The sequence below is a fragment of the Streptomyces sp. NPDC059900 genome (assembly GCF_050270335.1).
GTDB lineage: Bacteria > Actinomycetota > Actinomycetes > Streptomycetales > Streptomycetaceae > Streptomyces.
Map to the genome: position 1 here is coordinate 1 of NZ_JBNNJZ010000078.1, position 25012 is coordinate 25012.

Annotated in this window: 23 protein-coding genes; 16 read left to right on the forward strand and 7 right to left on the reverse strand. The window is 71.7% G+C overall.

Going from position 1 to position 25012, the window contains the following annotated elements:
• From ACQKIP_RS14335 to ACQKIP_RS14405, 15 genes are all read left to right on the forward strand, one after another.
• The coding region (locus ACQKIP_RS14335; RefSeq protein ID WP_427743088.1) for a Gfo/Idh/MocA family protein at positions 1-1054 on the forward strand (1054 nt) is incomplete at its 5' end.
• The gene (locus ACQKIP_RS14340) at positions 1051-3018 is read left to right on the forward strand and encodes a heparinase II/III family protein (RefSeq protein ID WP_365859821.1); all 1968 of its coding nucleotides are present in this window, start codon (positions 1051-1053) and stop codon (positions 3016-3018) included. The genes ACQKIP_RS14335 and ACQKIP_RS14340, both read left to right, overlap by 4 nt.
• A 22-nt stretch (positions 3019-3040) precedes the next feature.
• Positions 3041-4564, forward strand: a complete 1524-nt coding sequence (locus tag ACQKIP_RS14345) for a right-handed parallel beta-helix repeat-containing protein (RefSeq protein WP_365859820.1) — start codon at positions 3041-3043, stop codon at positions 4562-4564.
• A 1-nt stretch (position 4565) separates the two neighbouring features.
• A complete protein-coding gene (locus tag ACQKIP_RS14350) occupies positions 4566-5858 on the forward strand; it encodes an O-antigen ligase domain-containing protein (RefSeq protein WP_365859819.1) in 1293 nt (430 codons plus the stop codon).
• Between the two features lie 2 nt (positions 5859-5860).
• Entirely contained in the window at positions 5861-7129 is a 1269-nt protein-coding gene (locus ACQKIP_RS14355; RefSeq protein ID WP_365859871.1) for a glycosyltransferase, read from the forward strand.
• Positions 7130-8383 (forward strand): class I SAM-dependent methyltransferase, encoded by a 1254-nt coding sequence (locus ACQKIP_RS14360; RefSeq protein ID WP_365859818.1) that lies wholly within the window; start codon positions 7130-7132, stop codon positions 8381-8383. It abuts the gene before it with no gap.
• Positions 8380-9174: a glucose-1-phosphate cytidylyltransferase gene (locus ACQKIP_RS14365; protein ID WP_365859817.1), complete on the forward strand. Its 795-nt coding sequence runs from the start codon at positions 8380-8382 to the stop codon at positions 9172-9174. Before ACQKIP_RS14360 ends, ACQKIP_RS14365 begins: the two co-directional genes overlap by 4 nt.
• Positions 9171-9833 carry a PIG-L deacetylase family protein gene (locus tag ACQKIP_RS14370; protein ID WP_365859816.1) on the forward strand — a complete coding sequence of 221 codons (663 nt, stop codon included), beginning with the start codon at positions 9171-9173 and terminating at the stop codon, positions 9831-9833. Before ACQKIP_RS14365 ends, ACQKIP_RS14370 begins: the two co-directional genes overlap by 4 nt.
• A 3-nt stretch (positions 9834-9836) precedes the next feature.
• The gene (locus ACQKIP_RS14375; RefSeq protein WP_365859815.1) at positions 9837-10862 is read left to right on the forward strand and encodes an NAD-dependent epimerase/dehydratase family protein; all 1026 of its coding nucleotides are present in this window, start codon (positions 9837-9839) and stop codon (positions 10860-10862) included.
• A complete protein-coding gene (locus tag ACQKIP_RS14380; protein WP_365859814.1) occupies positions 10859-12148 on the forward strand; it encodes a DUF4910 domain-containing protein in 1290 nt (429 codons plus the stop codon). Before ACQKIP_RS14375 ends, ACQKIP_RS14380 begins: the two co-directional genes overlap by 4 nt.
• A 26-nt stretch (positions 12149-12174) precedes the next feature.
• Positions 12175-13458: a hypothetical protein gene (locus ACQKIP_RS14385; protein ID WP_427743096.1), complete on the forward strand. Its 1284-nt coding sequence runs from the start codon at positions 12175-12177 to the stop codon at positions 13456-13458.
• Positions 13455-14405: a glycosyltransferase family 2 protein gene (locus ACQKIP_RS14390; RefSeq protein WP_365859812.1), complete on the forward strand. Its 951-nt coding sequence runs from the start codon at positions 13455-13457 to the stop codon at positions 14403-14405. The genes ACQKIP_RS14385 and ACQKIP_RS14390 overlap by 4 nt, the downstream gene beginning before the upstream one ends.
• Positions 14402-15628 (forward strand): polysaccharide pyruvyl transferase family protein, encoded by a 1227-nt coding sequence (locus ACQKIP_RS14395; RefSeq protein ID WP_365859811.1) that lies wholly within the window; start codon positions 14402-14404, stop codon positions 15626-15628. Before ACQKIP_RS14390 ends, ACQKIP_RS14395 begins: the two co-directional genes overlap by 4 nt.
• The gene (locus tag ACQKIP_RS14400; RefSeq protein WP_365859810.1) at positions 15625-16176 is read left to right on the forward strand and encodes a dTDP-4-dehydrorhamnose 3,5-epimerase family protein; all 552 of its coding nucleotides are present in this window, start codon (positions 15625-15627) and stop codon (positions 16174-16176) included. The genes ACQKIP_RS14395 and ACQKIP_RS14400 overlap by 4 nt, the downstream gene beginning before the upstream one ends.
• 7 nt (positions 16177-16183) lie before the next feature.
• On the forward strand, positions 16184-17512 hold the full coding sequence (locus ACQKIP_RS14405; protein ID WP_365859809.1) for a glutamate-1-semialdehyde 2,1-aminomutase: 1329 nt from the start codon (positions 16184-16186) through the stop codon (positions 17510-17512).
• Positions 17513-17560: 48 nt separating this feature from the next.
• Here ACQKIP_RS14405 and ACQKIP_RS14410 read toward each other — a convergent pair whose 3' ends face one another.
• Positions 17561-18223 (reverse strand): phosphatase PAP2 family protein, encoded by a 663-nt coding sequence (locus tag ACQKIP_RS14410; protein ID WP_365859808.1) that lies wholly within the window; start codon positions 18221-18223, stop codon positions 17561-17563.
• Positions 18224-18467: 244 nt separating this feature from the next.
• A complete protein-coding gene (locus ACQKIP_RS14415) occupies positions 18468-19661 on the reverse strand; it encodes an MFS transporter (RefSeq protein WP_365859807.1) in 1194 nt (397 codons plus the stop codon).
• Between the two features lie 204 nt (positions 19662-19865).
• Between ACQKIP_RS14415 and ACQKIP_RS14420 the strand changes: the two genes are divergently transcribed.
• On the forward strand, positions 19866-21098 hold the full coding sequence (locus tag ACQKIP_RS14420) for an ROK family protein (protein ID WP_365859806.1): 1233 nt from the start codon (positions 19866-19868) through the stop codon (positions 21096-21098).
• Here the strand turns inward: ACQKIP_RS14420 and ACQKIP_RS14425 are convergent.
• The 5 genes from ACQKIP_RS14425 to ACQKIP_RS14445 all read right to left on the reverse strand — a co-directional run bounded on the left by ACQKIP_RS14425 (position 21095) and on the right by ACQKIP_RS14445 (position 24928).
• Entirely contained in the window at positions 21095-22324 is a 1230-nt protein-coding gene (locus ACQKIP_RS14425) for an MFS transporter (protein ID WP_365859805.1), read from the reverse strand. The two genes, ACQKIP_RS14420 and ACQKIP_RS14425, sit on opposite strands and share 4 nt — an antisense overlap.
• Positions 22325-22460: 136 nt before the next feature.
• The gene (locus ACQKIP_RS14430) at positions 22461-23057 is read right to left on the reverse strand and encodes a TetR/AcrR family transcriptional regulator (RefSeq protein ID WP_365859804.1); all 597 of its coding nucleotides are present in this window, start codon (positions 23055-23057) and stop codon (positions 22461-22463) included.
• A 58-nt stretch (positions 23058-23115) separates the two neighbouring features.
• The gene (locus ACQKIP_RS14435; protein ID WP_365859803.1) at positions 23116-23436 is read right to left on the reverse strand and encodes a hypothetical protein; all 321 of its coding nucleotides are present in this window, start codon (positions 23434-23436) and stop codon (positions 23116-23118) included.
• Positions 23433-23897 carry a DUF1622 domain-containing protein gene (locus ACQKIP_RS14440; RefSeq protein WP_365859802.1) on the reverse strand — a complete coding sequence of 155 codons (465 nt, stop codon included), beginning with the start codon at positions 23895-23897 and terminating at the stop codon, positions 23433-23435. Before ACQKIP_RS14440 ends, ACQKIP_RS14435 begins: the two co-directional genes overlap by 4 nt.
• A 20-nt stretch (positions 23898-23917) precedes the next feature.
• The gene (locus ACQKIP_RS14445) at positions 23918-24928 is read right to left on the reverse strand and encodes a phosphotriesterase family protein (protein WP_365859801.1); all 1011 of its coding nucleotides are present in this window, start codon (positions 24926-24928) and stop codon (positions 23918-23920) included.
• Positions 24929-25012: the final 84 nt, after the last annotated feature.

Below are 25012 nucleotides of genomic sequence, written 5' to 3' on the forward strand. Positions count from 1 at the left end.
GGCCGGGGCCCCGGCGGTGGCCGTGCCCGCGGTGACCGTCAAGCCGGGCGCGGTCCGCTCCGTGCGGACGCCGGTACGCGTGGCGTTCGTCGGCGCGGGGAACTACGCCACGTCGATGCTGCTGCCGCACCTGACGGGGCGCGACGGCGTCGAGCTGTCCAAGGTCGTCACGACGACGGCGCTGTCCGCGGCCAACGCGAAGCGGAAGTTCGGCTTCGCCGAGGCGACCACCGATCTGGACGCCGCGCTCGGCGACCCGTCCATCGACGCGGTGTTCGTGGTCACCCGGCACAGCTCGCACGCCGACCTGACCCGCAAGGCGCTCCTCGCGGGCAAGGCGGTCTTCGTGGAGAAGCCGCTGGCCCTCACCGAGGACGAACTCACCGGTGTGCTCGCCGCGGTGGAGGAATCCGGCAACGACCGGCTCCAGGTGGGCTTCAACCGCCGGTTCGCCCCGCTGCTCCAGGAGGCCAAGGAGCGGTTCGGCGCCCGGACCGGTCCCGCGAGCCTGCGCTACCTGGTCAACGCGGGCCGGTTGCAGCACGGCAGCTGGTACCTGCGGCAGGGCTCCGAGGGCTCCCGGTTCGCCGGCGAGGGCGGGCACTTCATCGACACGGCGAGCTGGCTGCTCGGGGCCGACCCGGTCTCGGTGTACGCGGCCGCCACGTCCGGCAACGAGGACCTGCAGATCGTCCTCGGCTACCCCGACGGGTCCACGGCCACCATCAGCTACGTCACCACCGGTCCCGGCAGCTTCCCCAAGGAGACCCTCGACCTGATCGCCGACGGCAAGGTGCTGCGGCTCGACGACTTCGTGCGTGCCTCGGTGTACGCGGACGGGGGAGTGGGCCGCAAGCGCTGGGTCAGCTCACGGCTGCCCAAGGCCAGGGACAAGGGCCAGAACGCCGAACTGGCCTCGTTCATCAAGGCCGTGCGCACCGGCGGGCCGATGCCGGTGCCGCTGGAGTCCCTCGTCGCCACCACGGCGGCCACCCTCGCCGTACAGGCCGGTCTGGCCGGCGGCGCGCCGGTGGCACTGACGAGGGAACGATGAGCACGAGCGCGGGCTGGTACCTGCGGCGGCTGTCCCGGATGCGGCCGCAGGAGGTCGGCGGCCGGGTGAGCGACGCGGTGCGCAGGCGGCAGTGGCGGCGCTCGGCGCCGCCCGGCTGCCCGGACGTGACCGGCGCCCGGTTCACCGCCGTACTGCCCGCCGGGACGGTCGCCGCCGTGCCGCCGGACGCCGCGAAGCGGCTCGTGGCCGAGGCGGACCGGCTGATGGAGGGGCACGCCACGTACTTCGGGGTGGACCGCGACGACATGGCCGACCCGGACTGGTGGTACGACCCGAAGACCGGACGCCGGGCTCCGTGGGGCTATGCCTTCGACGTGCCCTACCGCAGCGAGGACGCGGTCGGGGACATCAAGCAGATCTGGGAGCCGTCCCGGCACCAGTACCTGACCGTACTCGCGGCCGCCTACGCGGTCACCGGGGACGAGCGGTACGCCGAGCGCGTGGCCGCGCACCTGCGGTCGTGGTGGGCGGTCAACCCGCCGCTGCGCGGGGTGCACTGGATCAGCGGCATCGAGCTGGGCATCCGCCTGCTGTCCTGGGTGTGGGTCCGCAGGCTGCTCGACGGCTGGCCGGGCGCGGCCGGTCTCTTCGAGGACAACCCGGTGGCGCTGAACCAGATCTGGCACCACCAGCGCTGGCTCGCCGCCTTCCCCAGCCGGGGATCATCGGCGAACAACCACGTCATCGCCGAGACCGCCGGGCAGTTCGCGGCGGCCTGCGCGTTCGACTGGTTCCCCTCGTCGGAGGGCTGGCGGGCGGATGCGCTGCGGTCCCTCGAACGGCACCTCAAGAGCAACACCTTCACCTCCGGCCTCAACCGCGAGCTGGCCACCGAGTACCACGGGCTGGTCCTCGAACTCGCGCTGGCCGCCGTGGCCGAGGCGGATGCCGCCCATGTGCCGGTTCCCGCGTCGATCCGCCTGGTCCTGCTCCGGATGACCGACGCGCTCGCGGCCGTCGTGGACAACCGCCTGCGGCCGCCGCGCCAGGGAGACGCGGACGACGGGCACGGCTTGGTCGTGGACGGCGCGGGCACCGACCGCTGGGGCTCGCTGCTCGCCACCGGAGACGCCGTGTTCGGCCGGCTCCCCTGGTGGCCCGAGGTGACCGGCACCGATGTGCGCACACCTCTGCTCGCCGCGCTCGTCCGGCCGTACCCGAAGGGCGGGGCGGCCCGCCCCGCGAGCCGTACCGCCCACTTCGCCGACGCGGGCATGACCATCCTGCGCGGTCCGGGGGAGATCTGGTGCCGCTGCGACGGAGGCCCGCACGGGTTCCTGTCCATCGCCGCGCACGCCCACGCCGACGCGCTGTCCGTGGAGGTCCGGCACGACGGGGTCGACGTGCTCGCCGACCCGGGCACGTTCTGCTACCACGGGCAGCCCGAGTGGCGGCAGTACTTCCGCTCGACCCTGGGCCACAACACCCTGCGACTGGGCGGCACCGAGCAGTCCGTGTCCGGCGGCCCGTTCCTGTGGACCCGGCATGCCCGCACCCGCGTCCTGACCGCGGACACGCCCGACGCCTCCGACGGGGGCACGGCCCGCTGGTGCGCCGAGCACGACGGCTACCAGCGCGCGGACGGCGCGGTGCACCGCCGCCGCGTCGAACTGGACTCCGCCGCACGGGAGTTGCACGTCATCGACGAGGTGCTCGGCCAGGGCCGGGCCGCGCAGTTGGCGTTCCACCTGGGCCCGGCGATCACCGCGGAGCTGACGGGCAACCGGGCGGTGCTCACGTGGACCAAGGACGGCGAGGACCGCTCCGCGGTGCTCGACCTGCCCCGGCAGCTGAACTGGCGGGCGCATCGCGGCGAGAGCAACCCGCCGCTCGGCTGGTACTCCGCGGGCTTCGGGCGCAAGGAACCCGCCACGACGCTGATCGGCACCGGCTTCGCCGCCGGCGCGCAGGAGTTCACGACCGTGCTCGGGTTCCGGGGCTAGGGGGGGGAGGGGGACGGTGGGCATGACATGGCGGAACTGGGCGTTACCGGCGGCGGCGCTGGCCGTCCTGGTGGCGACCGGCTGCGAGAGCTCGCCGGGCGACCGGGCGGAGCCGACCTCCGGGCCGTCCAAGTCCGGGGCCGGGGCAGCCGTGGCCCGGGTGTGCGCCAAGCCCGCGGCCGGGCCGGCCAAGGCGCCGGCGGGCGCCGTGACGGTCGACCCCAAGAAGGTCAACGACCTGGCGGCGAAGACCAAGAGCAGCCCCGCGAACACCACGTTCTGGCTGCGGCCGGGCAAGCACCGGCTCGAACCGGACCGCCACGCCCAGGTCATCCCCAAGAAGGGCAACCGCTACCTCGGTGCGCCCGGCGCGGTGCTCGACGGCCGCAAGAAGAACCAGTACGCGTTCGGCGGCGACGCCCGTGACGTCACCATCAGCCACCTGACCGTGCAGCGTTTCGTCGCGCCGCACGACCAGGGCGTGGTCAACCACGACTCGGCCGACGGCTGGGTGATCGAGCACTCGACGATCCGGCACAACTCCGGCGCCGGACTGATGGCCGGCGCCCGCCAGGAGGTCCGCGCCAACTGCCTGAGCGAGAACGGCCAGTACGGCATGAACGCGTACAAGGGCACGGGACCCCTCCGCGACCTGGTGGTGGAGGGCAACGAGATCACGGGCAACAACACCGGCGACTGGGAGAAGCGGCGCGAGGGCTGCGGCTGCACCGGGGGCATCAAGTTCTGGGCCGTCGACGGCGCCGACATCCGCGGCAACTGGGTGCACGACAACCGCGGAACCGGATTGTGGGCCGACACCAACAACAACGACTTCCGGATCGAGGACAACGTACTGGAGGCCAACGACGGTGCCGCACTGATCTATGAGACCAGCTACAACGCGGTCGTCCGGAAGAACACGATCCGGCGGAACAACTGGGTCGAGGGCCGCAGAGAGGCCTCGGGCGGCGACAAATTCCCCTTCGCGACCCTCTACTTCTCCGAGTCCGGCGGCGAACCACGGGTCCCGGCCCGTACGGACAAGATCGAGGTCTACCGCAACCTCCTGGAGAACAACTGGTCCGGGATCACCCTCTGGGAGAACGCCGACCGGTTCTGCAACAGCCCCGCCAACACGTCCTCCGGTGACTGCACGCTCCTGGAGAAGAACCCCGACCGCTGTGCGCGGCCGCAGATCGCCACCGCGCCGCTCTACGCCGACTGCCGGTGGAAGACCCAGCGTGTGGACATCCACACCAACCGGTTCGTGCTCGACAAGTCCGCCCTCAAGTGCACGGAGATGTGCGACCGCATGGCGGTCCTGTCCAACTACGGCACCTACCCGAAGTGGTCGCCGTACAAGGGCGAACGGGTGGCCGACGCGATCACCCACAAGCAGAAGAACCGCTGGCACGACAACGTCTACACCGGGCCGTGGAAGTTCGTCGCCCACGACCCGAGCCGGGTGCTCGACTTCGGCGAGTGGCAGGGCGCGCCGTACGAGCAGGACGAGAACAGCACCCTCCGTACACGGGACGGTGATTGAGATGAGTCAGGACCTGCGGCGTGCCGGACTGCCGGGCGATGCCGATACGGCGGCCACGGCCGCCCCACGGCTCGGCACACCGAAGCTCGTCGGGACCGTCTGGGGCCTGCTGATCCTCAACACGCTCGGCTCCGCCGGGGCGGAGACCGTCATCCCGCTGCCCCGCTCGCTCATCCAGCTGGTCACCATGGGCGCGCTGGTCGCCGCGTTCGCCCTTGCGCTCGCGCTCAATCCGCGGCTGCGCATCCACGCCAGCGCCTTCCTGCTGCTGCTCACCCTGCTCCTGGTGCCGAGCCTGATCTCCAGCCTGCAACTGGCGTCCGGGTTCGGGGCGCTGTTCCGCTGTACCCGCTTCGCTCTCTTCATCGGCACGCTGTGGCTGCTCAGCCGCTGGTGGGACGGCAGCGAGACGTTCGTCAGGCACCACATCCGCATCTACTTCGCGGTGCTGGGATCGGTCGCGGCCGGCGCGGTCATCTCGCCGGGCGCGGCCATGCCCGACATCTACGGCGGGCGGCTCGTCGGCGCGTTGTGGCCGCTCACCCCGCCGCAGATCGGGCAGTACGCCGCAGTGATCATCGGGCTCACCGTGCTGCTCGTACTGGGGCGCAGGACCGACAAGGTCAGCGCGACGGTCGTCATCGTGCCCTCACTGGTCCTGCTCGCGCTGACCCATACCCGCACGGCCACGCTCGGCATGCTCATCGGGCTCGCCCTCGCGATCGGTTCGCTCGTGCTGACCAGCGCCGCCGCCCGCCGGTTCTTCACCTGGGCGGTGGTCGTCACCACGGTGGCGGCGGTGGGGTTCGCCCCCCTGCTCCGCGCGTGGTTCCTGCGCGGACAGAGCCAGGAGTACCTCACCAGCCTCACCGGCCGGGCCAAGGTCTGGGACGCCCTCCTCGCGGCGCCCCGGACGACCGGGGAGAAGCTGTTCGGCATGGGCCTGGGCGACAAGTCGTTCGGCGGGCTGCCGATCGACAACAGCTGGCTGGCCGTCTACCACGAGCAGGGCTGGACCGGCATCACGCTCGTGGCCGCGCTCGTCACCATCCTCGGCGCCGTCGCGTTGCTGCGGCCGCCGTCCCTCGCGAGGGCCTGCGCGATCTTCCTGATCAGCTACTGCGCGATCGCGTCGTACACCGAGGCCGGCCTCGGCGACGCCTCGCCGTACCTGCTGCACCTGGCGCTGGCCGCCTCGCTCCTCGCGGCGCCGCCCGCGGCCACGCCCCTTGCCAAGCCCGCAGTTGCCCGACGCCGTATCCCGCGCTGGGCCCAGGACCGGAGGCGACTGTGAGCATGCACGTCCTCGTGGTGCACAACCGCTATGCCTCGGCGCAGCCGAGCGGGGAGAACAACGTCGTCGACCAGGAGACGGAGCTGCTGCGCGCGGCCGGTCACCGGGTCGAGCTGTTCGAGCGGCGCAGCGACGACATCGGCGCCATGTCGCTGCCCGCCAAGGCCGCGATGCCGTTGCTCGTGCCGTGGAACCCGGCGGTCCGCTCCGAGCTCGCTGCCCGCCTGCGCGCCGCACGCCCTGACGTGGTGCACGTCCACAACGTCTTCCCGCTCCTTTCGCCCGCGGTCATCGCCGCCTGCGCGGACGCCGGCGTGCCCGTCGTGGCGACGCTGCACAACTACACGCAGGTCTGCCCGCCCGGCACGCTGCAACGGGACGGCCGGCCGTGCACCGAGTGCGTCGGGGGGACGCCGCTGCCCGCCGTCCGGCACGGCTGCTACCGCGGCTCCCGGCTCGCGACGGTGCCGCTGGCGCTCAGCCTTTCGGTCAACCGGCGGCGCTGGTGGTCCGGCGTGGAGCGGTTCTTCTGCATAAGCGCCGCGCAGCGCGAGGTCCTGGTGCAATCCGGCATGCCGGCCGAGCGCCTTGCGGTCAAGCACAACTTCGTGCCGGACCCGGACGCCCGCCGGACGGGAGCAGGCGAGCAGGTGCTCTACCTCGGCCGGCTCGCGGAGGCCAAGGGCGTGCGGCTGCTGATGGCCGCGTGGGACGAGCTTGCCGCGGCCGGCGGTGTGGGCGTGCCGCTGGCCATCGCCGGCACGGGCCCGCTGAAGGACGAGGTGACCGCCTGGGCGGCGGGCCGGGACGACGTGCGGTACGTCGGCCTGTACGACCCGGAGCAGTGCCGGCAGGCCATCGCGCGCTCGGTGGCGGTGGTGGCTCCCTCGACGTGGCTCGAGGCGTTCGGCCTGGTGGTCGTGGAGGCGATGGCGGCGGGGGTCCCGACCGTCGCCGCCGGTCACGGCGCCTTCGTGGAACTCGTCGAGGACGGGGTGACCGGGCTGCTGCACCGGCCCGGTGACGCCGCCTCACTCGCGTCCTGTCTGCGCCGGATCACGGCCGATCCGGAGCGGAACCAGGAGATGGGCCGGGCGGGCCGGGACCGTTACGAGCAGGGCTTCAGCCCGGCCGTCGGTCTCGAACGCCTGGTGGAGGGGTATCGCGCCGCGATCGCGGCGCGGTCCGGCGGCGGGCAGAGCCCGCCGCCCGCACGGAATGGAAACGGCTCGCGGTGGGGCACCCGCGCGAGCAGAACTGGGGGGAATTAGATGACACGATGCCGACTTTGCGGCTCGTCGGCGCTGGGGAGCGTCGTCGATCTGGGGGCGACCCCGCCGTGCGAGAGCTTTCTCGCCGCCGACCAACTGGACACGGCCGAACCGGCTTACCCGCTCCACCTGCGGGTCTGCACCGACTGCTGGCTCGCGCAGATTCCGCCGCTGATCAAGCCGGAGGAGACGTTCACGGAGTACGCGTACTTCTCCTCCTTCTCGACGTCCTGGGTGGAGCACGCGCGCACGTTCGTCGCCGGCGCGGTGGAGCGGGCGGACCTCGGCCCGGACGCCTTCGTGGTCGAGGTCGCGAGCAACGACGGGTACCTGCTCAAGCACGTGGTGGACCGGGGGATCCGCTGCCTAGGCATCGAGCCGTCGGTGAACGTCGGTGCCGCGGCCAGGGACGCGGGTGTCCCCACGCTCACGGAGTTCCTGAGCCCGGACACCGGCTCGGCCGTCCGCGCCGAGCACGGCCCGGCGGACCTGGTCGTGGCCAACAACGTGTACGCGCACATCCCCGACGTGGTCGGGTTCACCGAGGGGCTGCGCGCCCTGGTCGCCGACGACGGCTGGGTCTCCATCGAGGTGCAGCACCTGCTGACCCTGATCGAGGAGAACCAGTACGACACGATCTACCACGAGCACTTCCAGTACTACACGGTCGCGTCCGCGATCCGGGCGCTCGCCAGTGGCGGACTCGCCCTCGTGGACGTCGAGTTGCTGCCCACGCACGGCGGCTCCATCCGGCTGTGGGCCCGGCCCGCCGAGGTGGCCGGAGAGCCGTCCCAGCGGGTCGTCGACGTGCTGGCCAGGGAGAAGGCGGCGGGCCTCCAGGAGCTGTCCGGGTACACCGAGTTCTCCGCGCGGGTGGCCAAGGTGCGCCGCGACCTCCTGAAGTTCCTCATCACCGCGGCCGAGGACGGCAAGACGGTCGTCGGCTACGGCGCCCCGGGCAAGGGCAACACTCTGCTCAATCACTGCGGCATCCGGCCCGACCTGCTTGCGTACACGGTCGACCGCAACCCCTACAAGCACGGCAGGTTCACCCCGGGCACCCGTATCCCGATCCTGCCGCCCGAGCAGATCGGCATCGACAAGCCCGACTACGTCCTGGTCCTGCCGTGGAACCTGCGGGCCGAGCTGGTCGAGCAGCTGTCCTTCGTGCACGAGTGGGGCGGCCGCCTCGTCTTCCCCATCCCGGAACTGAGCGTTGTCGAGGTCGCGTCGTCGAAGGAGGTCACAGCATGAAGGTCGTACTGTTCTGCGGCGGTTACGGGATGCGGATGCGCAGCGGCGCCGCCGACGACGTGCCCAAGCCGATGGCGATGGTCGGTCCGCGGCCGCTGATCTGGCACGTGATGCGCTACTACGCGCACTTCGGGCACACCGAGTTCATCCTGTGCCTGGGCTACGGAGCCCACCACATCAAGAACTTCTTCCTCAACTACGAGGAGACGACGTCCAACGACTTCGTGCTGCGGGGCGGAAAGACCGAGCTGCTGTCCACCGACATCTCGGACTGGACGATCACGTTCGCGCAGACCGGCATCGAGTCACCGATCGGCGAGCGCCTGCGCCGGGTGCGTCACCACCTGGACGGGGACGAGATGTTCCTCGCCAACTACGCCGACGTGCTCACCGACGCCCCCCTGCCCCAGATGATCGAACGCTTCGCCGCGCGTGACGCGGGCGCGTCGATGATGGTGGTGCCGCCGCAGTCCTCGTTCCACTGCGTGGAGCTGGGCGAGGACGGCCTGGTCGGGGGCATCACCCCGGTCAGCGAACTGCCGATGTGGGAGAACGGCGGCTACTTCGTGCTGCGCCAGGAGGTCTTCGACCACATACCGGAGAGCGGTGACCTGGTCGCCGACGGATGCGGCGGTCTGGCCAAGCAGGGGCGCCTCGTGGCGCACCAGCACCGCGGCTTCTGGAAGCCGACCGACACCGTCAAGGAGCGGGCCGCGCTCGACGAGGCCTACGCCCGCGGCGATCGCCCGTGGGCCGTGTGGGAGCGGGACCGTGCCGGGGTGAGCGCGTGATCCGGCTCGGGTCCGGTCGCCTGGACCGGGTGGTCGCGGTGGGCGCGCACTGCGACGACATCGCCATCGGCGCGGGCGGCACGCTGCTCGCGCTGTGCCTCGCGCGGCCGGGCATCCGCGTCGACGCCCTGGTGCTCACCGGCGGCGGCAGCGAGCGCGAGCAGGAGGAGCAGGCAGCGCTCGCCGCGTTCTGCCCCGGCGCCGATCTGCGCCTGACCGTGCTCAAGCTGACGGACGGCCGGCTGCCCGCGCAGTGGGAGGAGGCCAAGGCCGCCGTCGAGGAGGTGCGCGAGCGGACCGAGCCGGATCTGGTCCTCGCCCCGCGCACCGACGACGCGCACCAGGACCACCGGGGCCTGGCGCAGCTGATGACCACCGCCTTCCGCGACCACCTCGTACTCGGCTACGAGATCGTCAAATGGGACGGCGATCTGGGCCGGATGGCGGCATACCAGCCGCTGTCGCCGGAGACCGCCGAACAGAAGGTGCGGCTGTTGCAGGAGCACTATCCCTCGCAGCGGCACCGCCCCTGGTACGACCGCGAGGCCTTCCTCGGCCTCGCCCGGATCCGGGGCATCGAATGCCATGCGCGATACGCCGAGGCGTTCGCCGTCACCAAACTCACGCTCGATCTCGGCACTGCCGACCTGGGGGAATGAACCTTGCGCGTACTGCTCACCGGACACCAGGGCTACTTGGGCACCGTGATGGCCCCGGTACTCACGGCCGCCGGACACGAAGTCGTCGGCCTTGACGCCGGTCTGTTCGCCGACTGTGTGCTCGGCCCGCCGCCCGCGGACCCCTCGGGCCACCGGGTGGACCTGCGTGATCTCACGGCCGAACACGTCGCCGGGGTGGACGCCGTGATCCACCTGGCGGCGCTCTCCAACGACCCGCTGGGATCCCTCGCACCGGAGCTCACCTACGACATCAACCATCACGCGTCCGTACGCCTCGCCCGGCTGGCCCGCGAGGCCGGAGTGCGGCGCTTCCTGTACGCGTCGACCTGCTCGGTGTACGGCGCCGCGGGCGGGGACGACCTGGTGGGCGAGAACGCCCCGCTGCGCCCGGTGACGCCGTACGCGGAGTCCAAGGTGCGGGTGGAGGACGACCTGCACGCCCTGGCCGACGGCGACTTCAGCCCGGTCTACATGCGCAACGCCACCGCCTTCGGCTACTCGCCCCGGCTGCGCGCCGACATCGTCCTGAACAACCTGGTGGGCCACGCGCTGCTCTCCGGCGAAGTGCTCGTGCTCTCCGACGGCACCCCCTGGCGCCCGCTGGTGCACGCGGGCGACATCGCACGGGCCTTCACGGCGGCCCTTGACGCGCCGCGAGAGGCGGTGCACGACCAGGCGTTCAACATCGGCAGCGAGACCAACAACGTCACGGTCGCCGAGATCGCCGAGCAGGTCGCCGACGCGGTGTCCGGCGCGAAGGTCAGGATCACCGGGGAGAACGGCGCCGACCCGCGGTCCTACCGGGTGGACTTCTCCCGGTTCCGCGCCGCGATTCCCGGCTTCGACTGCGAGTGGACGGTGAAGCAGGGCGCGCTCGAACTCGCCGACGCCTACCGCAAGTTCGGGCTGACCCGCGAGGACTTCGAGCAGCGCTTCACCCGCCTGGCCGTGCTGCGCACGGCGTCCGAGGCCGGCACCGTCGACGACACCCTGCGGCGGCGCGGATGACCATACGGATCGAGGAAGGCGCCGGCGCACAGATGCACGCACTGGTGGAGCGGCTCTACCCGCTCTGCCGCAGCATCACCGGCGACGGCGTGCGCGCCACGCTGGACATCGTCGGCGAGTACATCCCGTTGCAGGTGCACGAGGTGCCGACCGGGACGCAGGTGCTCGACTGGACGGTGCCGCAGGAGTGGAACATCCGGGACGCGTATGTCGCCGACAGTGCGGGCAACCGCGTCGTCGACTTCGCCGCGTCCAGCCTGCACGTGCTCGGCTACAGCGTGCCGGTGTCGCGGACCATGCCGCTGGCCGAACTCCGCGAGCATCTGCACACCCTGCCCGACCACCCGACGTGGGTGCCGTACCGCACCAGTTACTACAAGCCGGCCTGGGGGTTCTGCCTGGCACAGGAGACGCTGGACGCGCTGCCGGACGGCGAGTACGAGGTGCACATCGACTCCACGCTCGCCGACGGCCACCTCACCTACGCCGAGCACGTGGTCCCCGGCCAGGTGCCCGACGAGGTGATCGTCTCCTGCCACGTCTGCCATCCGTCGCTGGCCAACGACAACCTGGCCGGCATCGCGGTGGCGACGTTCCTGGCCAGGGCGCTCGCGGAGACGAACCCGTACTACACCTACCGGTTCATCTTCGCGCCCGGCACGGTGGGGGCCATCACCTGGCTCGCGCGCAACAAGGAACGGGTGGAGTCGGTCAAGCACGGCCTCGTGCTGGCCTGCGCGGGCGACACGGGCCAACTGACGTACAAACAGAGCAGGCGCGGCGACGCGGAGATCGACCGGGTGCTCCGGCACGTGCTGCGGGTCTCCGAACGCCCGCACGACGTCAGGGAGTTCACGCCCTACGGCTATGACGAGCGGCAGTACTGCTCACCTGGATTCGACCTCGGCGTGGGCTCGCTCAGCAGGACCCCGTACTCCGAATACCCGGAGTACCACACCTCGGCGGACAACCCGGACTTCGTGTCCCCCGCGGCGATGGCGGACACCCTGGCGGTGTGCGGCGAAGCGTTCGCGGTCCTGGACCGCAACCGGCGCTATCTCAACCTCAGCCCCTACGGCGAACCGCAGTTGGGACGGCGCGGTCTCTACGACGCGCTCGGCGGCCGCAGTGACACCAAGGAGGCCCAGATGGCCATGCTCTGGGTGCTCAACCTCTCCGACGGCGAGCACGGCCTGCTCGACATCGCCGAGCGGTCAGGGCTGCCGTTCGACACCGTCGCCGTCGCGGCCGACGCCCTGCACGGCGCTGGGCTGATCAAGGCGTGACGCCGATGACCACCGGGGAGGAGCCGATGACCACCGGGGAGGAGAAGACGGCCCGGCCCGCCGCAAGGCGGGCCATCCTGGGCCGGCTCTCCTGGGGGCTGGCCGACCAGGCGGCCTCCAGCCTGTCCAACTTCGCGGTGGGGATCTACGTCGCCCGCTCCCTGGGGCTGACCGCGTTCGGCGTGTTCAGCCTGGCCTGGGTGACCTACGGAGTGGTCCTCAGCGTCTCCCGCGGCCTGGCGACCGACCCCCTCGTGGTGCGCTTCAGCGGAGTGTCGGACGCGTCCTGGCGCGGGGCGGTCGCCCGGTCGTCGGGTACCGCGCTCGGCGTCGGTGCCGTCATCGGCGCGGGATGTCTGGTGGTCGGCATCGCGCTCGGCGGCCAGGTGGGGCCCGCGTTCGCCGGGCTCGGCCTGATGCTGCCGGGGCTGCTGTTGCAGGACGCCTGGCGGTACTCGTTCTTCGCCGCCGGCAACGGCCGCAAGGCGTTCGTGAACGACGTCGTGTGGGGCGTCGCGCTCGTGCCGGCGATGGTGGTGGCGGCCCGGGTGGGCAGCGTGACCGCGTTCGTGCTCGCCTGGGGCGCCTCCGCCACGGTGGCCGCGGTGTACGGCTGTTTCCAGTCCGGCATCCGGCCCCGGCTCACCGGCGGGCGCGACTGGCTGCACGAGCACCGCGACCTCAGCTACCGGTACCTGATCGAGAACGTCGGCGTCAGCGGCGCGAGCCAGCTGCGGGCGTACGGGCTCGGCGCGATCGTCGCGGTCAGCGCGGTGGGCGTGATCCGGGGCGCCGAGCTGCTGCTCGGCCCCTTCCTCGCCGTACTGATGGGGCTGACCCTTGTCACCGTCGCGGAAGCGGCCCGGATGCTGCGCCAGGCCCCGGAACGGCTCGGCCGGTTCTGCCTCTTCCTCGGCGCCGGGCAGGCCGTCGGCGCGCTCTCGTGGGGCGCGGTGCTGCTGCTGATGCCCGACCGGCTCGGAGAGCTGATTCTCGGCGACGTCTGGAGCTCCTCCTCGGCGATCATCGTGCCGGTCACGCTCGGTGTCGCGGGCGCCGGTATCGGCACCGGCGCGGCGGCCGGTCTGCGCGCGCTCGCCGCGGCCCGGCGCAGCCTGCGCTGTCAGCTGTTCGCCTCGACCTGCTATGTCGGCGGCGGGCTCGGCGGGGCGCTCGTGGCCGGCACCGCCGGCTCGGCCTGGGGCGTCGCCGCCGCGTCCCTCTGCAGCTCCGCCGTGTGGTGGCTGCAACTGCGGTCCGCTCTGCGCGAGCGCCGCCAGAACCCCATTCCCGAAGTGAGGACGCAATGACCGCCCAACCCCGGCTGAGCATCGGCCTGCCCGTCTACAACGGCGAGGAGTACCTCGCCGAGTCGCTCGACGCGCTGCTCGGCCAGACCTACGAGGACTTCGAGCTGGTCATCACCGACAACGCCTCGACCGACGGCACCCGGGACATCTGCCGCCGGTACGCCGCGAAGGACTCACGCATCCGGTACATCCGGCTGCTGCGGAACATCGGCGCCGCACCGAACCACAACTACGTCTTCACCCAGTGCCACGGCGAACTGTTCAAGTGGGCCTCCCACGACGACCTGTACGCACGGGACCTGCTGCGCAGCTGCGTGGAAGCGCTCGACGAGCGTCCGGAGGTCATCCTCGCGCACGCCGACCAGGCGGTCATCGACGGCGACGGCAAGGTGACGGTCCCTTACGAGTACACGCTCGCCACCGACTCGCCGCGCGCGCCGGAGCGTTTTCGCAGCATGCTGTTCGAGCCCGGCGGCGACGACTTCTACGGGGTGATGCGGGCCGACGTGCTGCGCCGGGTGAAGCCGCACGACAGCTACCACCACGCGGACCGCACGTTCGTCGCCGAGATCGCCCTGCACGGCCCCTTCCACCAGGTGCCGGAGCTGCTGTACTTCCGCCGCGACCACCCCACCCGCGCCGAGCGGGCCAACCCCTCCCTGCGCTCCCGGTGCGTCAACCTCGACCCGCGCCGCGCCGGGCCGCTGCACCCGACGCCCCGGCTGCTCGCCGAGTACGTCTGGGGCTTCGTCGAGGCGATCCGGCGGGCGCCGCTGTCCGTGGCCGACCGGCGCGCCTGCTACCGCCACCTCGCCGCATGGATGACCAGCCGGGCCCGGCCGGGCGGCGCCGGCGAGCGGGTCGAGGACCGTGACCCGGTCGACCCGGCCCTGCTCACCGTCTCCGTCGACGATCTCGTCGCCGGCCGCGAGGGGAGGCAGGCATGACGTCCGGAGACGAATCTGCCGTGCGTGTCGGGGTGTTCGGGCTGCTCGGCTCCGGCAACGTCGGCAACAACGGATCGCTGGAAGCCGTGCTCGGGTACCTGCGCGCCGAGCAGCCGAAGGCCGTCGTGGACGCGCTGTGCGGCGGCCCCGAGGACGTCGCGACCCGGTACCGGATCCCCGCGACCCGGCTGAACTGGTACCGCGGCGAGTACCGGACCGCGTCACGTGCGGGTGCGATCGCGGCCAAGGGCCTGGGCAAACTCGTCGACGTCGTCCGCACCGCCGCCTGGGTGCGCCGACACGACGTGGTGATCGTGCCGGGCACGGGCGTGCTTGAGACCACGCTGCCGCTGCGGCCGTGGGGCTTTCCCTACTCGTTGTTCCTGCTCTGCGCGACCGGCCGGCTCTTCGGCACCCGGGTCGCGCTGGTCAGCGTCGGCGCCGGCACGATCGGCAACCGGCCGACCAGGGCCCTGGTGCGCTGGTCGGCACGGCTTGCCGCCTACCGGTCGTTCCGGGACGACCAGTCCCGCGCCGCGATGCGGGCGATGAAGGTGGACACCCGGCGCGACAAGGTCTACGAGGACCTCGTGTTCGCCCTGCCCACACCGTCCGCGCACGAGCCCTCGGGGCCGCCGGGGCCGGTCTGCGTCGGCGTCATGGACTTCCACGGCAGCAACGACGAGCGCGACCGGGCCGCCGAGATCAACCGGCGCTACCTGGAGGGCATGACCGCGTTCGTGCGCGCGCTCGTCGAGGACGGCAGGCCGGTGCGCCTCGTCACCGGCGACGAACTCGACCGGCCGGTGGCCGGGGCGATCCTCGACGCGGTGGACTCGCCGCTGGTCACCGCGGCCGAAACCGCCTCGCTCGACGACCTGATGAAGGAGATGGCGGCCGCCGACACCGTGGTGGCGACCCGGTACCACAACCTGATCTGCGCGATGAAGGTCGGTACGCCGACCCTCGCCGTCAGCTATTCGGCGAAGAGCGACGCGCTCATGGAACGGATGGGGCTCGGCACGTACTGCCACTCGGCCCGCGAGGTGGACGCCGGCCGGCTGCTCGAACAGTTCCGGGCGCTGGAACAGAACGCGGCCGGGGTGCGGCGGGCCCTCACCGAACAGAACCTGCTCGCCACCCGGCGCCTGGACGACCAGTTCACCGCCCTGAACGCGGCCCTGTTCCCGACGACCGACCACACCCTGCGGGAGGCCCGATGAAGGCGACCGAAGTCCCGGCGATCCATGGCGCGTACCTGTTCGAGTCGACCCCGTACGCCGACGAACGCGGCTTCTTCTGCCGCACGTTCGACGCCGACGTGGCCCGCTCGGTGGGCCTGGAACCGGACGCGTTCATCCAGGACAGCCTGTCCCGCTCGGCCCGGGGAGTGCTGCGCGGAATGCACCTGCGCTCCGGAGCGGGCGAGGCCAAGCTCGTGCGCTGCTCGTACGGGAAGATCTTCGACGTGGTCGTGGACCTGCGCCCGGACTCGCCGACCTTCCGGGGCCGGGCCTTCTTCGAGCTGTCCGGCGAGACGCAGGCGACCCTGTACATCCCCGCCGGGTGCGCGCACGGTTTCCAGGCGCTGACCGAGACCGCCGACACCTCGTACCGGATCGACCGTCCGCACGATCCGGCCGAGGACGTCACGATCGCCTTCGACGACCCGGAGCTCGCCATTCCGTGGCCGCTGCCGGTCACTTTGATGTCCAAGCGGGACCGCGAGGCGCCGAGTCTCGCCGAAGCCCTGCGGCAACAAGAAAGCTGAGGCCGGCGTGAGCACCGAAGAGTTCCGACTGCCCCGCTCGCAGAGGGCGAACGAGCGACTGCACGCCATGATCCCCGGCGGCGCGCACACCTACGCCAAGGGCGACGACCAGTACCCCGAGCACCTGGCCCCGGTCATCAGCCACGGCCACGGCGCCCACGTCTGGGACGTCGACGGCAACCGCTACATCGAGTACGGCTCGGGGCTGCGCTCGGTGAGCCTGGGCCACGCCCACCCACGCGTGCTCGAAGCGGTACGCAGGGAACTGGACCGCGGCAGCAACTTCGTGCGGCCGTCCATCGTGGAGGCCGACGCCGCCGAACGCTTCCTGGCCACCGTGCCGAGCGCCGAGATGGTGAAGTTCGCCAAGAACGGCTCCGACGCCACCACCGCCGCGGTGCGCCTGGCCCGGGCCGTCACCGGGCGTTCGCGGGTGGCCATCTGCGGCGACCATCCGTTCTTCTCGGTCGACGACTGGTTCATCGCCACCACGCCGATGTCCGCCGGCATCCCGGCGGCGACCACCGACCTCACCGTCACCTTCCCGTACGGGGACCTGTCCGCGACGGAAGAGATGCTCACCCGGTACGAGGGCGAGATCGCCTGTCTGATCCTCGAACCGGCCACCACCCACACCGAGCCGCCGCCCGGCTACCTCGCGGGTCTGCGGGACCTGGCCGACCGGCACGGCTGCGTCCTGGTCTTCGACGAGATGATCACCGGTCTCCGCTGGTCCGAGGCGGGCGCCCAGGGCCTGTACGGGGTCACGCCCGACCTCTCCACGTTCGGCAAGGCGCTGGGCAACGGGTTCGCCGTCTCCGCGCTCGCCGGGCGCCGCGACCTGATGGAGCGGGGCGGGCTGCGCCACTCCGGGGAGCGGGTGTTCCTGCTGTCCACCACGCACGGTGCGGAGACGCACTCCCTGGCAGCCGCGATGGCCGTGCTCACCACCTATGCCGAGGAGGGCATCACCGCGCGCCTCCACGCTCTCGGCGAGCGGCTGGCCGCCGGTGTCCGCGAGGCCGCGGCGGGCCTGGGCGTCGGCGACCACGTCCTTGTCCGGGGCCGGGCCAGCAACCTGGTCTTCGCCACCCTGGACGAGAACCGGCAGCCGTCCCAGGAGTACCGCACCCTCTTCCTGCGCCAGCTGCTCGCGGGCGGGGTGCTCGCCCCGTCGTTCGTGGTGAGCAGCGCGCTCGACGACGCGGACATCGACCGCACCGTCGACGTGGTGGCCCAGGCATGTGCGGTCTACCGCAAGGCACTTGATGCCGGTGACCCCGGTCCCTGGCTGGCGGGGCGGCCGGTGAAGCCGGTCTTCCGGCCTTTCGCGTGACGTGAGGTGAGGTGACGTCAGCGGCCGAGCCCATGACGTGAGGTGACGTCAGCGGTGCTTCCACCGGCCGCTGTCGGCCACCCGGTCGACCAGCAAGGCGGTCACCGGCACCACGGCCAGCGCCGTGCACAAGCCGCCGAGGATGTCGGTCGGGTAGTGCGCGCCCAGCGCGACCTGCGCCCAGCCCATGGCGGCGCCGGCAACCAGCGCCGAGACGAGCACGAGCAGCAGGCCGGCCGTCCTGCCGAGGCCGAGCAGGCCGGCCGTGAACAGCGCCGCCACCAGGGCGAGGGCGGTGAGGAAGCCGGTGTGCCCGCTGGGGTAGGACAGGTTGTCGGGGCCGTGGATGGTGCGTCCCACCAGGAACTTGAGCAGTGTCGCCGTCACGACGGTCAGGCCGGTGGCCAGCACCACGAACACGGCCGTGCGGGGCCGCCGCAGCAGCAGACACCCGGCGACGGCGGCCACGATCAGGAGCGCCGCTCCGGCTGGCTCCGCCAGGAAGTCCACGGCCAGCGCGACGCCCCGCCACGGTTGTCCCACACTGTCGTCCGTCGGCTGGATGAACCACCTGTCCACCGTGCCTGACTCGGTGTGGCCGGCGTACATGACGCCGAGTACGACGACCGGCAGGGCGGCGAGGGCGGCGATCAGCGCGAGCCACGCACGCAGGGGCGGGGGCAGCACGGGGGGCGAGGGCGGGCCGGCCATGCGGCCACCGCGTCCCGTCGGCCCGCGGTGGCTCACCGCGTTCGGTAAGTGGTGTTCCGGGTCTCGATTCCCGGAGACGGGGTCAGGGCGCGACCCCTCGTCCGACCGGTGAGCAACCATGAATCAGCGGCCTCCTGCTTCCCCTGCCCAAGAACCGACCACCTGGCCTGCGCCTCACCCTAACCAACAACCGGTCGCGGCACGTTGCAGTCGGGCAGGCGGCGGCGCAGCCTGCCGCCCCTCCTCATCGACGGGCCGTGAGCCCGATCAGCGCGGCGACGCCCGCGAGCACCGCAACGCTGGTGAGAGCGATGGGCAGGGTGAACCAGTCGGCCATGAAGCCGATGGCGGGCGGTCCCAGGAGCATGCCGCCGTAGCCGAGGGTGGAGGCGGTGGCGACGCCGTCCGGCCCGGCCATGGCGCCCGCCCGTTCGACGGCGACGGGGAAGATGTTGGCGAGGCCGAGCCCGGTGACGGCGAAGCCGATGAGTGCCAGCCAGACGGTGGGGGCGAGCGCGCCGAGGAGCATGCCGGCGGCGGCCGTGGTGCCGCCGGCGACGAGTATGGGGGTCTGGCCGAGGCGTTCGAGCAGGGTCGTTCCGCTGAGCCGGCCGATGGTCATGGCGAGCGCGAAGCAGGAGTATCCGGCGGCTGCGACGCCGGGGTGGGCGGCCAGGTCCTGTTCGAGGTGGAGGGCGCCCCAGTCGGCGAGCGCGCCTTCGCCGAAGGCGGTGCACAGGGCGATGAGGCCGAAGACGATCACCAGTCGGCGGGTGCGGCCGTCGAGGCGCCCCGGGGTGTGGTCGCCGGTGTCCGGGCGGTCGGCCGCGGGCACCGGAGCTTCGAGGCGCAGGAGCGCGCGTCCGGCGACGGTGGTGACGAGCAGGCCGAGCACGGTGAGGCCGAGCAGGTGCCGGGTGGGGGACAGGGACCCGGCGATCAGCCCGCCGAGTCCCGCGCCCGCCATGCCGCCCAGGCTGAAGGCGGCGTGGAAGCCAGGCATGATCGGGCGCCGCAGGGCGGCCACCAGGTCGACGGCGGCGCTGTTCATCGCCACGTTGATCCCGCCGTAGGCGGCGCCGAACACCAGGAGTACGAGCCCGAGCGCGAGCGCCGAATGCGTCAGCGGCGGCAGCGCGATGCTCAGCGGCAGCAGGATCCCGCAGGCCACGGTCACCGGATGGCTGCCGAAGCGGCGGCAGAGCCGTCCGGTGAGCGTCATCGTGATCACCGCACCGGCGGAGACCCCGAGCAGTGCGAGCCCCAGGTCGCTCGCCGACGCGCCGGTCTGCTCCTTGATGGCGGGGATGCGCACGACCCATCCGGCGAAGATGAAGCCGTCGAGCGCGAAGAAGACGGTGAGTGCGACACGGAGCCGGACAAGGTCCGGGGAGGTGGCCCGCGACGCTGCGGACGTGGTTTTGTTTAGTAGCGGCACAAAGTAAATGTAGAGGTGTGCCCCCGTGGCGTACAAGACGGTTCGAGTGAGGCGGCGGTCACCGGTGGACGGAAGGTTCGCGTGGGCTGCCCGGGCACATCAGGGGACCCGGGCGCATCAGGGGAAGGGAAAGGGAAGAGCGGTGCACGAGCAGATGACGTGTGAACGGCGAGACGGCGTACGGATCATGGGAGACTCGCCCTCATGAACGGCAAGGCTGCCTCCCGTACCGAGGGTGATCTGTCCACGCGTACGCGCCTGGAGCGCGGGCGCGGCGTGCTCGGTCCCGCCCTCGAGCTCGTCCACACCGGTCGAGCCCCGACCCGTGCCGTGCTCACCGCCGAACTCGGCGTGACCCGGGCCACGGCGGGCGCCGTCGCCGCCGAGCTCGAGGCGCTGGGCCTGATCAGCATCGACGCGAAGCCGAGCGCGCCCGCGGGTTCCCAGGGCCGCCCCTCGCACGGCCTGTCCATCGCGGACAACGGACCTGTCGTACTGGCCGCCCAGGTGCACTCCGACGGATTCCGGGCGGCGCTCGTCGGGCTCGGCGGCCGGATCGTCGCCACCGCGCCCGGCTGCGAGACGATCGACGCCGACCCGGCGCAGGTGCTCGGCTCGGTGATCGACGCCGGAGCGCAGCTCCTGGAGAAGACCGGCAGGCCGTGTGTGGGCGCGGGTCTCGCGGTGCCCTCGGCCGTCGCCGAACCGGAGGGCACCGCCCTCAATCCGCTGCACCTGGCGTGGCCCGCGGGCTCGGAGGTCCGCCAGATCTTCGCCGACTGCGTACGCGACGCGGGCATCGCGGGACCGGCGTTCGCCGCCAATGACGTCAACCTCGCCGCCCTCGCCGAGCACCGGCACGGAGCCGGGCGCGGCGCCCGCGATCTGCTGTGCGTCGCGACCGGGCACCGGGGGGTCGGCGGCGCCCTGGTCCTCGACGGGCGGCTGCACACCGGCAGTTCGGGCCTCGCGCTCGAGGTGGGCCATCTCACGGTCAACCCGGAGGGCCGCCCCTGCTACTGCGGAAGCCGGGGTTGTCTGGACGTCGAGACGGATCCGCTGGCCTTCCTGACGGCGGCGGGCCGCGAGCCCGGCCCCGAAGGGCTGTTGCAGCAGGCCCGCGAACTGCTCCGTGACGCGGGCGGTGATCCCGCGATCCGTTCGGCCGCGGAGGAACTGATCGACCGCCTCGGACTGGGACTCGCGGGCCTGGTCAACATCCTCAACCCGGACCGCATCATCCTGGGCGGCCTGCACCGGTCGCTGCTGGAGGCCGACCCCGAGCGGCTGCGGGCCGTCGTCGCCGACCGGAGCCTGTGGGGGCGCAGCGGGGGCGTGCCGATCCTGGCCTGCACGCTGGACCACAACAGCCTGGTGGGGGCCGCCGAGCTGGCCTGGCAGCCGGTGCTCGACGACCCCCTCGGGGCACTCGGCTAGACGCGGGCGGCCTCCTTTGCCTCCGATGCCTGACCCTCAACTCCGGCTGGTGCCGGGGCGGTTCGTCCGTCGCGCGACTGCTTCAGGTCGCGCGAGCGCAACAGGTCGGGCAGCAGCGTGAGGAGGCCGAGTCCGGCGAGTGCGGCGCCGATCCAGAGCGGCGCCCGCAGCCCGAACGTATCGATGGCCGGTCCGCCGACGGACGTGGCGACGATGATGCCGAGCGTGATGAACGAGGAGTGGACGGTGTTGACCAGCGGCCGGGCGTTGCCCGTGCGCTGGACGCGGGTCACGAGGGCCGGGTTCATGGTGACTCCGACCAGACCGATGCCCATCATCAACGCCACGGCGGGGATGCTCAGTTGGGCGAATACCGCGAAGCCCGCGAGGAAGGCCAGATTGAGCAGCAGGCCGGTGAGCAGCACCGGCACGGTGTGCTGGTCGGCGAACCGGCCGACGACGGTGTTGCCGATGACGGTGGCCGCTCCGTATGCGATGAGCAGCAGCGGGACGGTGCCGGTGGAGAAGCCGGTGACCTCGGTGAGGATCGGGTTGAGGTAGCTGAAGGCGGAGAACGTGGCGCCGATGACGAAGGTGCTCGTGGTGAGGGTCAGCCAGAGCCGGGGGTTGCGGAAGGCGGCGAGTTCCTGGCGGAGGCTGCCGCCGTCGTCGTCGGCGCTCTCGATGCGCGGCACTCCGGCGAGGGTGGCCAGGGCGGCGACGACGGTCAGGCCGGTGATCGCCCAGAACGCGGCGCGCCAGCCCAGGTGTTCACCGATGACGGTGGACAGCGGCAGGCCGAGGAGCGTACCCAGCATCAGGCCGTTGAGCGCCACCGCGATGGCCCTGCCCCGCACTTCGGGCCGGGTCAGCCGTGCGCACAGGGATATGGAGATGCCGAAGAAGGCCTGCGATGCGATGCCCGTGATGACGCGGGCCACCAGCATGGTGCGGTAGTCCGGGGCGAGGGCGGCGAGGACGTTGCCCGCAAGGAAGATGCCGAACAGGACGAGCAGAGCCGTCTTCTGACGCATCTTCAGGAGCGCAACGGTGAGGAAGGGGCCGCCGAACGCCATCGCCGCGGCGAAGGCGGTGATCAGGTAGCCGATTTCCGGAATGGTGGCGTCGAGTCCGTCGGCCATCTGCGGCATCAAACCGGCGACCACGAATTCGCTGGTCACCATGGCGAAGATGCCGAGGGCCAGGAGATAGACGGCGCGGGGCATGGGGGCTCCTGTCGGGTATGCAAGGGTTATGGACTGAGCTGTACAAAATGAAGGCGTGCGGAATTGCCGGCGGGGTCCGAAATTGCTGAAGGGGTCCGGGGCTGGGCAGGAGGGGCGGGCGGGCTCGGTCGCCGGGTCAGTGGTCCAGCGAGTCCAGGGCGGTCTCGGCGATGGCGGTGAGGGTGGCGCGATCGGCACCGCCCTGCGCCGAGATCCGCATGCCGCCGACGACGGCGTTCAGGAACCGGGCCAGGTCGCCCGCGTCCCGCGTGGAGACGATGTCGCCGCCGCTCTGACCCGCACGAATGACGGAACTGAGGGCGGCAAGCCGCGCGGCGAGGTCGCGCGCGAGCAACTCGGCGGACTCGGGGTCACGCCCGGCGAGCTCCACGGTCGTGTTGACGGTCAGGCAGCCGATGCTCTGCTCGTCCTCGCGGCACGCGAACTCGGAGTCGACGATGTGGGCGAGGAGGGCGCGAAGGCGCTCCCTCGGGGGGCGCTCGGCATCCTCCAGGATCTCGACCTGTACGGCTGTCATGGCGTCGATGTAGCGGGCCAGGGCCCGCTGGAACAGCTCGTGCTTGCTGCTGAAGGTGTTGTAGATGCTGCTGCGGCCCAGTCCGGTGGCTTCGCACAGGTCCTGGGTCGAGGTGGCCTCGTAGCCATTCGCCCAGAAGGCGCGCATCGCCGCGTCCAGGGCCCGTTCCTCGTCGAAGGTTCTCGGTCGGGCCATGTCAGGACGGTACATGTTTTGGAACGTCCGGTGCAATACGTGGTGACGAGGTTGCCGCTCACCTGTCTCTGCCAGTGATGTCGGCCTCCGAGGCGTCCACGGGTTTCGCAGCCCCCGGCTGCCCGCGGATGCTGTGGTCAGGCCCCGGCGGGGCGAGGGAGGCGCAGAGGAGCCCGCGCAGCGCGATCACCGCTCCTGCCAGGATCATGCTGTCCCACGACGGTTTGCCCGCCAGCCGGAGCAGGACGGCGGCGGTCAGGAAGTCGAGCAGTACGGCGAGGGCGTGTCGCACGGCGTGCGTCAGGCGCCAGGACGCTGCCGCCGCGACGAGACCGAGCGCGGTGATCAGCGCAGTAGCCTTCTGTGGCCACTCGCTCATGTCGGCAGTCCCTTGGTGCCGGGCGAAGGCCCTGTGCCGCGTGAAGGCCCTGTGTCGCGCGAGGGCCCTGTGTCTCCCGAAGGCGCCGTGTCGACTCGTTCGATCTCGGCCCGCTCCTGGGCGATCTCCCGTCCGAGGAAATAGTTCAGCGCGGTCCGGATGGCCGCGATGGCTGCCAGTTGGCCGATCTCGGCGAAACTCGGGGCGACCGCCGTGCGCAGCACGTCACCCGCGAGCTGGAACTCCAGGCCCAGGACGAGGAACCGCCCCAGGCCCAGCCTGATCCGGTTGAACTCCGCTGCCCCGCCGCGCCCGCGCACACCCGCGCGGACGAACCGCGCGAACGCCCACGCGGCACCGATGAAGATGACCAGCGCACCCGCGGACTCCACCAGCCTGACCAGCAGGCCGATCACATCGTGCAGGGTCGACTCGGGCAGCATTTCCACCAACGGGGTCATTGGTGGAGGCTCTTCCCCGATTACCCGAGAAGCAAGGACGAGTTCGCGCCCGTCCGGGCTGAAACAGCCCCGTCACCATGGTCGGCCCACGTCACTGAGAACGCCCGCCCCGGATTTGCCGTCAGCATCCGCTCCACCACGTCCTTGCCCGCGGCGAGTTCGAGCCGTGGGCGCACCCCGCGCAGCAGGTAGGGAAGTCCGGGACCGCCATTCACCGAACGTGCCCCGGCCGTCGTCGTGTCGCCGCCCAGGAGCAGCTGACCGGCGAAGCCCGCATCGGCCAGGGTCTGTACGGCTTCCGGCATGCGCCAGTCCGTGGCGTGGTGGGCGCGGGAAGGGCCGTCGAAGGCCAGGAACGCGCCCGCTTCGGCTGCCTGGTGGTGGATAGTGAGGTCGGGGGAGCGGTTCAGGTGGCCGAGGATCAGGCGGTCGGGCGCCACGTCCAACTCGCCGCACAGCAGGTCGAGTACGTCCAGCGCGCCCGTGCCCAGTTCCAGGTGGACGGCGACGGGCGCGCCCGTCGCGTGGTGGGCCTCGGCTGCCGCCGTCATCGTCCAGCGGGCGTGCGCGTCCAGGCCGTGGAAGCCGCCCGCGACTTTGATCAGCCCGGCGCGTACGCCGGTGTCGGCGATGCCCTCGGTCAGCTCCCGGACGAAGAGGTCCGCGAGTCCCTCGGTGCGGAGCCGGGTCAGCAACTCCGGTGGGTATTGAGCTGCTTGGTGGAGGCCTGTGGCGGCGACGATGTGTACGCCCGATGTTCGCGAGAGGCCGGCCAGGTCTCCTGCCCCGCGGCCCATTCCGTGCGGGGTCCACTGGATCAGGCTTTGGCCGCCGGCCGCCCGGAATGCCGCCAGTTCCTGTGCCGCGGATGCGGCCGAATCCAGTTCCTGTCTGGGTAGTTGAGGGCTCGTCAGGAACAGGTGGTCGTGGGCATCGCAGATGCCGAGTTGCGGCGGTGCCGTGTCTCCGAGGACCGTGCGCACCATGCGGGCGGGGGCCGGCTTTCGGGGCGTGCTCGGTACGCTCACCATTGCCGGCCCCGGGGGAGCAGGCCTCGCACCGGAGCGGACAGGTGCAGCACCAGGAACACAACTCCCGCAGCCTTGGGGGGAGTG